This window comes from Pseudomonas sp. PWP3-1b2, assembly GCF_049896045.1.
Lineage (GTDB): Bacteria > Pseudomonadota > Gammaproteobacteria > Pseudomonadales > Pseudomonadaceae > Aquipseudomonas > Aquipseudomonas antarctica_B.
The window spans coordinates 1-11,054 of the sequence record NZ_JAFCTN010000074.1; the positions used below are offsets into that span (position 1 = coordinate 1).

At 60.6% G+C, this 11,054-nt stretch carries 12 protein-coding genes and 1 pseudogene; 1 reads left to right on the forward strand and 12 read right to left on the reverse strand.

Annotated elements, in window-relative coordinates; genetic code table 11:
• Window positions 1–564: 564 nt before the first annotated feature.
• A pseudogene (locus ACP7A2_RS26665) lies at window positions 565–836 on the forward strand (DUF6124 family protein).
• 518 nt (window positions 837–1,354) lie between these two features.
• Here ACP7A2_RS26665 and flhB read toward each other — a convergent pair.
• The 12 genes from flhB to ACP7A2_RS26725 all read right to left on the reverse strand — a co-directional run bounded on the left by flhB (window position 1,355) and on the right by ACP7A2_RS26725 (window position 10,852).
• Window positions 1,355–2,491, reverse strand: a complete 1,137-nt coding sequence (gene flhB, locus ACP7A2_RS26670) for a flagellar biosynthesis protein FlhB (RefSeq protein WP_426136787.1) — start codon at window positions 2,489–2,491, stop codon at window positions 1,355–1,357.
• Between the two features lie 3 nt (window positions 2,492–2,494).
• Window positions 2,495–3,280, reverse strand: a complete 786-nt coding sequence (gene fliR / locus ACP7A2_RS26675; RefSeq protein WP_426136788.1) for a flagellar biosynthetic protein FliR — start codon at window positions 3,278–3,280, stop codon at window positions 2,495–2,497.
• Between the two features lie 4 nt (window positions 3,281–3,284).
• Window positions 3,285–3,554, reverse strand: a complete 270-nt coding sequence (gene fliQ / locus ACP7A2_RS26680) for a flagellar biosynthesis protein FliQ (RefSeq protein WP_060756026.1) — start codon at window positions 3,552–3,554, stop codon at window positions 3,285–3,287.
• Between the two features lie 4 nt (window positions 3,555–3,558).
• Window positions 3,559–4,302 (reverse strand): flagellar type III secretion system pore protein FliP, encoded by a 744-nt coding sequence (gene fliP / locus ACP7A2_RS26685; RefSeq protein WP_375071118.1) that lies wholly within the window; start codon window positions 4,300–4,302, stop codon window positions 3,559–3,561.
• Entirely contained in the window at window positions 4,302–4,745 is a 444-nt protein-coding gene (gene fliO, locus ACP7A2_RS26690; RefSeq protein ID WP_348061497.1) for a flagellar biosynthetic protein FliO, read from the reverse strand. The genes fliP and fliO overlap by 1 nt, the downstream gene beginning before the upstream one ends.
• 1 nt (window position 4,746) lies before the next feature.
• Window positions 4,747–5,214, reverse strand: a complete 468-nt coding sequence (gene fliN, locus ACP7A2_RS26695) for a flagellar motor switch protein FliN (protein WP_348061499.1) — start codon at window positions 5,212–5,214, stop codon at window positions 4,747–4,749.
• Between the two features lie 34 nt (window positions 5,215–5,248).
• On the reverse strand, window positions 5,249–6,217 hold the full coding sequence (fliM, locus tag ACP7A2_RS26700; RefSeq protein ID WP_300630039.1) for a flagellar motor switch protein FliM: 969 nt from the start codon (window positions 6,215–6,217) through the stop codon (window positions 5,249–5,251).
• 9 nt (window positions 6,218–6,226) lie between these two features.
• Window positions 6,227–6,742 carry a flagellar basal body-associated protein FliL gene (fliL, locus tag ACP7A2_RS26705; RefSeq protein WP_348061503.1) on the reverse strand — a complete coding sequence of 172 codons (516 nt, stop codon included), beginning with the start codon at window positions 6,740–6,742 and terminating at the stop codon, window positions 6,227–6,229.
• Between the two features lie 214 nt (window positions 6,743–6,956).
• Window positions 6,957–8,321 carry a flagellar hook-length control protein FliK gene (locus ACP7A2_RS26710; protein ID WP_426136791.1) on the reverse strand — a complete coding sequence of 455 codons (1,365 nt, stop codon included), beginning with the start codon at window positions 8,319–8,321 and terminating at the stop codon, window positions 6,957–6,959.
• A gap of 132 nt (window positions 8,322–8,453) precedes the next feature.
• The gene (locus ACP7A2_RS26715) at window positions 8,454–8,801 is read right to left on the reverse strand and encodes an Hpt domain-containing protein (RefSeq protein WP_426136793.1); all 348 of its coding nucleotides are present in this window, start codon (window positions 8,799–8,801) and stop codon (window positions 8,454–8,456) included.
• 30 nt (window positions 8,802–8,831) lie between these two features.
• Window positions 8,832–10,550 (reverse strand): ATP-binding SpoIIE family protein phosphatase, encoded by a 1,719-nt coding sequence (locus ACP7A2_RS26720; RefSeq protein WP_426136794.1) that lies wholly within the window; start codon window positions 10,548–10,550, stop codon window positions 8,832–8,834.
• On the reverse strand, window positions 10,547–10,852 hold the full coding sequence (locus tag ACP7A2_RS26725; RefSeq protein ID WP_426136796.1) for an STAS domain-containing protein: 306 nt from the start codon (window positions 10,850–10,852) through the stop codon (window positions 10,547–10,549). Before ACP7A2_RS26725 ends, ACP7A2_RS26720 begins: the two co-directional genes overlap by 4 nt.
• Between the last annotated feature and the right edge of the window lie 202 nt (window positions 10,853–11,054).

Below are 11,054 nucleotides of genomic sequence, written 5' to 3' on the forward strand. Positions count from 1 at the left end.
CTCGCGAAGGCGGTGGGTCAGTGATGAATCTGGTGGCTGATACACCGCATTCGCGAGCAAGCCCGCTCCCACAGTGGATCTCCATACATCAGGAAGACTGCGATCTCCTCCAGAAAAAACAGCGCCTTTGATCCAACCACTCAGGTCGGCTACCAGGCCGCCGTGCTTTAGATTTTGATCTGAGGCGCCCCGTTAACCACGACAGACCGCCATCGCAGGCAAGCCAGCTCCCACATTTTGTTCTGCGTACAACCCCTGCGGCCCGGGATGTTTCCTACAAGGTTTTCGGGTTGTCCCTAGGAACCGAGCTCTCTAGTCTCCGTACACCGCTGCACACACAGCGGTCGGGCGTCGCGGCCCGGTTTATAAGGAGCAAAAGCACCATCTCCCTTTCAGTCGACGCTTTTTTATCGTCTACTGTGCGGCGCTATGGCGGCTGTGCGCGGGATACCTTCGGGTATGCCGGGTTGCTCCTTTTACCGGTCCGCGAACCTGCGTACAGCTGCCACCCTCCATCGCGTCGCGGCGATCAGTGGCGGCTCCACTTTCGTAAGGAGCTTAACAATGATCAAACCAACACCAAATCCCCCACCCACCGTACTCTTCACCCTCATCGACGGCATCAGCACCGAAGACCTGCTGGTCAACCTCACCGAAACACTCGCCTCCGCCCACGCCCTGACCTGCGATTTCGCATTTGTGCTGGAAGGGTCCAAACAAAAAGTGCGCTAGGCATTGCGCAGTTGATTGAAGTGGCAAAGTTACTGGCTGAGCGCGTCCTGGATGACATTGCACCACCCCCCGAAGCAGACCCAGGCAACCCACAAACCGACTGAAACGCGCAATTCAAATGTGGGAACTGGCTTGCCTGCAATTGCGGCGTGCCCGTCACCAGAACTGCCAGCAATGCTCAGTCATCGCAGGCAAGCCAGCTCCACATTTTTTGATCCATGCACGCACATGCGACCACTAGATAACCTTGACACAAAACGCAAACACTCCCCTGGGACGGTGAACCCTGGAAAACCGCACCCGCTGGCCCTTCCTGAGCCAAACCCCAGCCGAACCGCTAAGGTCCACACGCACAGGCTCACCCTCACCGTCCAACGCTATCAAGCCTTCCCCGGTTCTGGTGTTGTAAGCCTTAATCGTACCCGTCACCGCTTCCATGGCCATTCCCCCTGCATCTCTTGACTACCTGCGCGCAGTGCTGGCGCCATAAAACCGCGAGAGTGCAGTGCTGACAACTGTCAATGTTGACAGGTAAGGGTGTGTTCAAGACGAATGGCACGGTGGCAATTGAGCCGGTGGCAAGCAGGCTTGCCACAGGAAGCAGAAGACGCGGCGGCACGCGTCAGGAGTCGCGACGCAACTCCGGCGGAATCGGCAGGTCCTTCAACGGGTCCGGGCGCTTGCCCTTGCCTGCACGGTATTGGCGGATTTGATAGACATAGGCCAACACCTGCGCCACGGCCAAATACAGGCCCGCAGGGATTTCCTGGTCCAGATCAGTGGAATAGAAGATCGACCGCGCCAACTCCGGCGACTCCAGCAGCAAGATCTCGTTGGCCACCGCAATTTCGCGAATTTTCAGCGCGGTAAAGTCACTGCCCTTGGCCAGCAACATCGGCGCGCCGCCCTTCTCCGGGTCGTACTTGAGCGCCACGGCGTAGTGCGTCGGGTTGGTGATGACCACGTCGGCGTCGGGCACCGAAGCCATCATCTTGCGCTGCGACATCTCGCGTTGCAGTTGGCGGATGCGCTGTTTGACCTCCGGCCGACCTTCCTGGTCCTTATGCTCGTCACGCACTTCCTGCTTGGTCATCAACAGTTTTTTGTGGGCTTCCCACAACTGAATCGGCGCATCCACCGCCGCAATGATGATCAGCCCGCAGGCCATCCACAGCGAACTCCAGCCCACCAGTTGCACGCTGTGAATAATCGCCGACTCCAGCGGCTCATGGGCGATGCGCAGCAAGTCGTCAATGTCGGCCGACAACACAGTCACCGCCACAAACAGAATCAAAATGAATTTCGCCAGTGCCTTGAGCAGTTCCACCAGCGCCTTGCTGGAAAACATGCGCTTGAGCCCAGCCCCAGGGTTCATGCGGCTGAATTTGGGCGCCATGCTGCCGGCGGCAAACAGCCACCCGCCAAGGGACACCGGGCCGATCAGCGCCGCCAGCAACAAGGTGATCAGCACCGGCTGCACCGCCAGAATCGCGATTTTGCCCGAGTGCAGCAGGTACAGCCCCATGGCGTCAGGGCTGAGCAGCACCTCGCGTGGCAGGGTGAAGTTGAGCTTCATCAACTCCATCAGGTCCAGCGCCAGGCCCCCGCCGTAAATCAGCAAGCCACCGGCACCGGCGAGCATCACCGCCAGGGTGTTGAGTTCCTTGGAACGGGCAATCTCGCCCTTTTCCCTGGAGTCCTTTTTACGTTTCTCCGTGGGGTCTTCTGTTTTGTCCTGGCCACTCTCGCTCTCGGCCATGGCTCAACGCGCCCGTGCCAGATCACGTAAGAACTGCAAGGCGTCGGTCGCCAGCGGCTGATACTGATTGAGAATGTCGGCCATGCCGACCCAGAAAATCCCCATGCCCATTACCAGCGTCAGGGGGAAACCAATCGAGAAGATGTTCAACTGTGGCGCCGCGCGAGTCATCACGCCAAACGCGATGTTGACTATGAGCAGTGCGGTGATTGCCGGCAGCACCAGCAACAGGGACGCGCCCAATACCCAGCTGAGGCGCCCGACCAGTTCCCAGAAATGGTTAACCACCAGCCCCGAGCCCACCGGCAAGGTGGTGAAGCTTTCGGTCATGACCTCGAACACCACCAAGTGCCCGTTCATGGCCAGAAACAGCAAGGTCACCAGCATGGTCAGAAATTGCCCGATCACCGCCACCGACACGCCGTTGGTGGGGTCGACCATGGACGCGAAGCCCATGCCCATCTGAATCGAGATGATTTGCCCGGCGATCACAAACGCCTGGAAGAACAGCGTCAGGGAGAAACCCAGCAGCGCGCCGATCAGGATTTGCTCGGCAATCAGTAACAAGGCGCTGAGGTCCAGGGCATTCACCGGCGGCATCGGCGGCAAGCCGGGCACGATCACCACGGTGATGGCGAAGGCGAAATACAGGCGAATGCGCCGTGGAACCAGCGTGGTGCCGAACACCGGCATGGTCATCAGCACGGCCGTGACGCGAAACATCGGCAAGATAAAGGACGCCACCCACGTGCTGATCTGGGTGTCGGTCAATGCCAGTACAGACTGCATCGGGTCAGCCGATCAACTGCGGAATACTGCCGTACAACTGCAGGATGTATTCCATAAAGGTACGCACCAGCCACGGGCCGGCGACGATCAGGGTGACCAGCATCACCAGCAGGCGCGGCAGAAAGCTCAGGGTCTGTTCGTTGATCTGGGTCGCGGCCTGGAACATCGCCACCAGCAGGCCCACCAACAGGCTCGGCACCACCAGCACGGCGACCATCATGGTGGTCAGCCACAGCGCTTCACGGAACAGGTCGACCGCAACTTCTGGCGTCATGGCGCTACACCCCTCCGAAACTGCTGGCGAGGGTGCCGATAATCAGCGCCCAGCCGTCCACCAGCACAAACAGCATGATCTTGAACGGCAGCGAAATAATCAGCGGCGACAGCATCATCATACCCATGGCCATCAGCACGCTCGCCACCACCAGGTCGATGATCAGGAACGGGATGAAGATCATGAAGCCGATCTGGAAGGCGGTTTTCAGCTCAGAGGTGACGAACGCAGGCACGAGGATGGTCAGCGGCGCCTGGTCCGGGGTGGCGATGTCAGTGCGCTTGGACAAACGCATGAACAGCTCAAGGTCGCTGGAACGGGTTTGCGCCAGCATGAAGTCCTTGATCGGGCCCTGGGCCTTGTCGATCGCGTCCTGGGCCGTCAGTTTCTCCGCCAGGTAGGGTTGCAGGGCTTGCTGGTTCACCTTGTCAAACACCGGCGCCATGATGAACATCGTCAGGAACAACGCCATGCCGGTGAGAATCTGGTTCGACGGCGTCTGCTGCAGGCCCAGGGCCTGACGCAGAATCGAGAACACAATGATGATCCGCGTAAAGCTGGTCATCAGCATGACGAACGCCGGGATAAAACTCAGCGCCGTCATGATCAGCAGGATTTGCAGGCTGACCGAATATTCCTGCGCCCCGGCGGCATTGGTGCCCAGGGTAATGGCCGGAATCGACAACGGGTCGGCCGCAAACGCCAACGGCGCAGCCAGCAACAGCATGAGCGTCAACAAAACGCGCATTACTTTTTATCCTTCTGATCCTTGCCCAGCAATTCCATCAGGCGCTGGGCGAATTCTGGCGTGGCGGCCTCGGTTTTGGCCACTTCCACCGGCGTCTTGAGCACGTGCAACGGCGTGATGCGCCCAGGCGTGATGCCGAGCAGGATTTGCTCGTCGCCCACTTGCACCAGCACCAGACGATCACGCGGGCCGAGGGCGCGCGAGCCGATCATCTCGATCACCTGGCCATTGCCCGGCCCGATGCGCTGCACGCGGCGCATCAACCAGGCCAGCACGAAAATCAGCCCCACCACCAGCAACAACCCGAGTACAAGCTGGGTCAACTGGCCGCCGATGCCGCTGCTGACCACGGGCGCAGCCGCCGCCGTCGCTTGCGCAACCGGTTCGGCCGCCAGGGCGCTCAATGGCAGCGCCAGAAACAGTCCCGCCATCGAATACTTCATATCAGCGCAACTTCTTGATGCGTTCGCTTGGGCTGATCACGTCGGTCAGGCGGATGCCGAACTTCTCGTTGACCACCACCACTTCGCCATGGGCGATCAGCGTGCCGTTGACCAGCACGTCCAGCGGCTCACCGGCCAGGCGGTCGAGCTCAATCACCGAACCCTGGTTGAGTTGCAGCAGGTTGCGGATGTTGATTTCGGTGCTGCCAACTTCCATGGAGATCGACACCGGAATGTCGAGGATCACATCCAGGTTCGGGCCGTCGAGCGTCACCGGGTCGTTGTTCTTCGGCACGCTGCCGAATTCTTCCATCGCAAGGCGGTTGCCGGCCGGCGAGGTCGCGGCGTCGGCGGCCAGCAGCGCGTCGATATCGTCCTGGCCAACATCGCCGGTTTCTTCCAGGGCCGCGGCCCATTCGTCAGCCAGTGCCTGGTCTTCGGCGGAAGTGTTTTCGTGTTCGGTAGCCATTACATGTCCTCGGCGCAGCAAAAATTAAGGTTGATCAGCGGCGGTTGATCGGTTCGATCACTTGCAGCGCCAGGTTGCCCTTGTGGGAACCGAGCTTGACCTTGAACGACGGCACGCCGTTGGCGCGCATGATCAGTTCTTCCGGCAACTCCACGGGAATCACATCGCCCGGTTGCATGTGCAAAATATCGCGCAAACGCAACTGGCGACGGGCCACCGTGGCGGTCAGCGGCACGTCGACGTCCAGCAGGTCTTCGCGCAGGGCCTTGACCCAGCGTTCGTCCTGGTCGTCGAGGTCGGACTGGAAACCGGCATCGAGCATCTCGCGCACCGGCTCGATCATCGAGTACGGCATGGTCACGTGCAGGTCGCCGCCACCACCATCAAGTTCGATGTGGAACGTGGACACCACAATGGCTTCGCTGGGGCCGACGATGTTGGCCATGGCCGGGTTCACTTCCGAGTTGATGTACTCGAAGTTGACTTCCATGACCGCCTGCCAGGCTTCCTTCAAGTCAATGAAGGCTTGCTCCAGCACCATGCGCACCACACGCAGTTCGGTGGGGGTGAATTCACGCCCTTCGATCTTGGCGTGACGGCCGTCGCCGCCGAAGAAGTTGTCCACCAGCTTGAACACCAGCTTGGCGTCAAGAATGAACAGCGCGGTGCCGCGCAGGGGTTTGATTTTGACCAGGTTGAGGCTGGTGGGCACGTACAGCGAATGTACGTACTCGCCAAACTTCATTACCTGCACGCCGCCCACTGCCACGTCCGCCGAACGGCGCAGCATGTTGAACATGCTGATACGGGTGTAGCGGGCGAAACGTTCGTTGATCATTTCCAGGGTCGGCATGCGCCCACGGACGATACGATCCTGGCTGGTCAGGTCATAACTTTTGACGCTGCCGGGTTCGGCAGCCATTTCGGTCTGTACCAGACCATCGTCGACGCCATGCAACAGCGCGTCGATCTCATCCTGGGACAGCAGGTCTTGCACGGCCATGTCGTGATCCTACTGCAATACGAAGTTAGTGAAGAGCGCCTGCTCGACCACGACTTTGCCGAGCTCTTTCTGGGCCACTTCCTGCACGCTGGCAGTGACCTTCTGGCGCAGCATCTCCTGGCCGACTGGCGTGGCGAGGGTGTCGAAGCTCTGCCCGGAGAACAGCATCACCAGGTTGTTGCGGATCACCGGCATGTGCACCTTGAGGGCATCCAGGTCCGCCTGGTTACGCGCCAGCAAGGTGATGCTCACCTGCAGGTAGCGTTGACGACCATTCTGGTTGAAGTTGGCGACAAAGGCCGGAAGCATCTGTTCAAAGATTGCCGGTTGCTTGACGTTAGTGGCAGTTTCGGCGACCGGGGCAGGTTTGCTGGCGCTGCTGTGCATGATGTACCACGTGCCGCCAACCGAGGCGCCAATGGCCAGGAGCAAGCCCAGCACGATCAACAGGATGAGCTTGAGCTTGCCTTTGCTTTTGCCTTCGCCTGCGGGAGGGGTTGCTGCTGCGTCGTCGCTCTTCGCCATGCCAATAATCCGTCACTATTCTGGAATTCATAGATCTTCGGAAAGGCAAGAGCAAGTGTTATGCCAGAGTTGTCTGGTGTAGAGGGAACAACACAAATCAAGGGTGGGAGCTGGCTTGCCTGCGATGACGGTGTGTCAGTTTACATTTCTGTGACTAAAACACCGCCATCGCAGGCAAGCCAGCTCCCACATTCAGGGCTGGGCAAGGCGTGCGTCAGGCGTAGTAGTCGACCGCACTGGAGCCCACCACGGTCTGGGTTACCGGCGCGACGGCCGCTGCCACTTCGGCGTGATCCGCCGAGTCGCCGCCATCCCCACGCCCACCGCCGCCATTCACACCGCGCGCCTGGTTCTGCTGTTGTTGTTCCTGGCCCTGCCCTTGCCAGCCGCGGGACTGGTCGGAGACGTTCACGTCCACCTGCCCCATGCCTTGCTGGGCGAACATCTCGCGCAGACGGCCGGACTGGGTTTCCAGGGCTTCACGCACCACGGCGTGGCCACTCATGAAGGTCACCTGGGCCTGCTGATCCGCCGTGATATTGACCTTGATGTCCAGACGCCCCAACTCGGCCGGCTGCAACTGGATTTCTGCCGACTTGAGGTTGGCGCTGGACAGGTACATCACGCGGTTGACCACTTCTTCGGTCCAGCCGCTCTGGTGCATGGCCAGCGGCGCGTTGGCCACTGGTGGCAAGGCGTTGGCGGTTTTCGGCGTGGCGGCCTGGGTCAGCGCGGCCAGGCGGTCGGCGAAATTGTCAACGCGAGTGTCGCTGCTGGCGCTTTTCAAATCTTTGAGACCGCCTTCGATCAGGCCGCTGAAGGCTTTGTCGCCGCCCTGGTCAGTGCTGTCTTTGGTGGCTTGCTGGTCGACCATCGATGCAAGGCCGGTGGCGAAATTCTGTGAAGCGGTCGGCTGATCCTGCGTCGTGGTCGGCGCGGCTTTCTGCGGGGTCTGGCTGCTGGCCGAGACGTGACCGCCCTGCTCCATCGCCAGGCGCACGGCCGGCATCGAGTCCAGCGGGTCGGCTTCAGGGTCGAAGGCCGGTTGCTTGGCATCGTCCGTCGCGGCAACGGGTGTGGCGACGACCGGTTGGGATTTGTCGTCCGTCGTGGCAGCTACCGGTGCCGGGGTTTGCACAGGCACGGGCACGGTGACGGGGACGGCAACGGGCGTGACCGCGGCAATCAGTGCCGGGTCGACGACGGGGTCAACTGCGGGCTGCTGCGCCACCGGTGGGTCGGTGGGTTTGTCGTCGTCAGCGCTGGCGCTGTCGTCCGGCTTGGCCGGCGGCGTGGCAGGCAAGGGATTGCCGCTATCGGCAACCGCTGGCGTGCTGGCGGCAGGTTTGTCGGTGGTGGCCGCAGGCTTGGCGCTGGCATCGGAAGGCTTGTCGCGCGCGGGCCTGGCCGGTGCATCGTCAGGCTTTACCGTGGGTTTTGAGCCTTGAGTGGCGAATACTTGAGCGAAGCCAGGGGCCTTGTTTCGCGGGGCTGCAGCCGCTGCCGGCGGGGTGGCGGCAGGCGCTTGAGGCTTGGCCGCGGGGGCAGCCTGAAGAAGCGAATTCGGGGCAACTGGCATAAGTAAAGGTCTCCACTGCATGGGGATCGGGGATGCAGTGATAGAGGTACAGCAAGAGTTGGGCCAGGTTTTTGGTTTGTGGGGATTTCTGTGTTGTACCTGTTCCACCTAAAGAGCTTGAAAGGGCTGCAACTACAGCTGAAACCGCTCCCGCTCCGACTCATACATCGGCCGAACCAAAGCAAACTCATGATCAATCTGATCCACCAACGCCCAAAGGTCCCCCGCCGCAGACCCCACCGACTCAAGCTCCAACCGCTGGCACAACTGCGCCAACCTCACAGCCCCAAGGTTCCCGCTGCTGCCCTTGAAGCTATGCGCAATCCGCCCCAACGCCTTGGCATCGTCCCGAGACTTGCGCAACGCCTCGACGCGCTTTTGCGAGTCATCGAGAAAGGTATCCAGCAACTTGGGATACTCGCTCTCCATAACCTCCTGCAAACCCGATAACACATCAGGGTCCAGATGAATCTCAGCCACTTGCTCGCTCCTTGATCAAGAATCGGCGGATTATGCCAGAGCCCCCCAGCAAAACTCCACGCACACACTACGCCCGCCGTCGGACCAGCGTACAGCGCTGCTCAATTGACGCACCAGGCTCAACCCCCGGCCAGACAGACGGTCCGCATCCAGCGGCTGCGCCAACACCTGTTCCACGTCAAACCCGAGCCCACTGTCTTCAATGCGCAAGGTCATCTTGCCGCCGGCGCTGGTCGGCACTACCTGCACATGCACACGCACGTAACCGCTGTTCAGGTGCGCCAACCGCTCATTGCGCCGGCGATAATACTCGGCAAACCCCTGAGCATCACACTTGAGCCGCGAATCCAACCCCAGCACGCCATGCTCCAGCGCGTTGGAATACAGCTCGGCCATCACGCTGTAGAGCGCCCCGCTCTGCTCGCGCAGGCCGTGAATCTCCAACAGCAGTTGCAGCAAATACGGTAACGGGTTGTAGCTTTTGAGGGTCTGCGCGCGAAACTCGAAACTCACCGACCAATCCAGCGGGCACGACTGGCCGCTGTCGGTGTAGATCGGTTCGCACGTGCGCAGCGGCTGGTCGGACTGCAAGGTGATTTCCACCATGCTCACATCATCCCGCGCCTCGCCGCGAAACGCTGCCAGGGCCTGCTCGATATCTTCGAACAGGCGATCAGGCTCGCGGTTGGCGGCAAATACCTGCTGCAAACGCTCGGCGCCGAACAGCTGATCATTGCCGTCGGCGGTGTCGAGTACCCCATCGGACAACAGAAACACCCGGTCACCCAAGGCCATCGGCCAGACTTCGGTGCTGTCATCAAAGGACTCCGCAGACAGCACGCCCAGCGGCAAATGCCGCGGCATCAACGGCGTACGCTTGCCGGTGGCAACCTCATGCACATAGCCTTCGGGCATGCCGCCGTTCCACACCTCCACCACGCGCCGCTGAGCACTCAGGCACAACAACGTGGCGCAACAGAACATGTCCACCGGCAGGATGCGCTTGAGCTTGGCGTTCATCTCGCGCAGGGTCTGCGCCAGGCCGTAGCCCTTGGAGGTCATGCCGTAGAACACTTCCGCCAATGGCATGGCGCCAACGGCTGCCGGCAAACCGTGGCCGGTGAAGTCGCCGAGCAGCACGTGCATGTCACCCGACGGCGTGTACGCCGCCAGCAGCAGGTCGCCGTTGAACAGCGCATACGGCGATTGCAGGTAACGGATGTTCGGCGCGGCGTTGATGCAGCCAGAATGGGCAACCTTGTCGAACACCGCCTTGGCCGCGCGCTGTTCGTGCAACAGGTAGTCGTGGTGTTTGGCGATCAGGTCACGTTGCTGCAACACCGTGGCTTGCAGGCGGCGCAGGCGATCCATGGCGTTGATCTTCGCGGCCAGGATCAATTGATTGTAGGGCTTGGGCAAAAAGTCATCGCCGCCGGCATCCAGACACTGAGCCAGCGCCTCGCTCTCGCGCAGGGACGTGAGGAAGATGATCGGCACCAGCGCCTCACCCGCCAACTGCTTGATCCGACGCGCGGCTTCGAAACCGTCCATCACCGGCATCAGGGCGTCCATCAACACCAGTTGCGGGCGCTCACGGGTGAACACCTCCACAGCCTGCGCGCCGTTGGTGGCGGTCAACACCTGATGGCCCTGACGCCGGATGATGGTCGACAACAACAGCAAATCGGCGGCGCTGTCTTCGGCGATCAGGATCGTCAGCGCTTCAAGCACCGGGGCCAGGGCGCTCAACTGATGTCGAACAGTTTGTCGAAATTGGAGATGGCGAGGATCTTGCGCACATCGGGAGTGCTGTTGACTACCTGGACTTGCGACTCATCCCCACCGGCGTGATCGCGCAGCAGCAGGAGCATGCCCAGGGCAGAGCTGTCCATGTAGGTGGTTTCTTTGAGGTCGACGATGTACTGATCGGGGACTTTGTAGAAACGTTCGTAGGCGTCGCGAAAGGTCTGGTGGCTACCGAAATCGAACCGGCCCTTGATCGTGATCGTCAACTTCTTTCCGTCCGGAGATACTTCTGACTCGACTGACATGCGACTGCTTCCTTGTCATTGGCTATGTTGAGACAAGGTTTAGCAGCTGGAGCGGGTGTGAGCAACATGGAGTGTTAAATGGGGGGGCTGTCGGTGTGTATATCCGTTGCTGCGGTAACGGCTGGGATTGGTTCCGCTCTTACAGCGGGTCACTTTTTGAAGAGCGCAAAAAGTAACCAAAAACGCTCCGCCCCACCACTCG

Excerpts from the sequence above, each read along its gene's own strand:
- flhB (WP_426136787.1), bottom strand. The coding sequence starts at position 2,491 with ATGGCCGAGAGCGAGAGTGGCCAGGACAAAACAGAAGACCCCACGGAG.
- fliR (WP_426136788.1), bottom strand. The coding sequence starts at position 3,280 with ATGCAGTCTGTACTGGCATTGACCGACACCCAGATCAGCACGTGGGTG.
- fliQ (WP_060756026.1), bottom strand. The coding sequence starts at position 3,554 with ATGACGCCAGAAGTTGCGGTCGACCTGTTCCGTGAAGCGCTGTGGCTG.
- fliP (WP_375071118.1), bottom strand. The coding sequence starts at position 4,302 with ATGCGCGTTTTGTTGACGCTCATGCTGTTGCTGGCTGCGCCGTTGGCG.
- fliO (WP_348061497.1), bottom strand. The coding sequence starts at position 4,745 with ATGAAGTATTCGATGGCGGGACTGTTTCTGGCGCTGCCATTGAGCGCC.
- fliN (WP_348061499.1), bottom strand. The coding sequence starts at position 5,214 with ATGGCTACCGAACACGAAAACACTTCCGCCGAAGACCAGGCACTGGCT.
- fliM (WP_300630039.1), bottom strand. The coding sequence starts at position 6,217 with ATGGCCGTGCAAGACCTGCTGTCCCAGGATGAGATCGACGCGCTGTTG.
- fliL (WP_348061503.1), bottom strand. The coding sequence starts at position 6,742 with ATGGCGAAGAGCGACGACGCAGCAGCAACCCCTCCCGCAGGCGAAGGC.
- ACP7A2_RS26710 (WP_426136791.1), bottom strand. The coding sequence starts at position 8,321 with ATGCCAGTTGCCCCGAATTCGCTTCTTCAGGCTGCCCCCGCGGCCAAG.
- ACP7A2_RS26725 (WP_426136796.1), bottom strand. The coding sequence starts at position 10,852 with ATGTCAGTCGAGTCAGAAGTATCTCCGGACGGAAAGAAGTTGACGATC.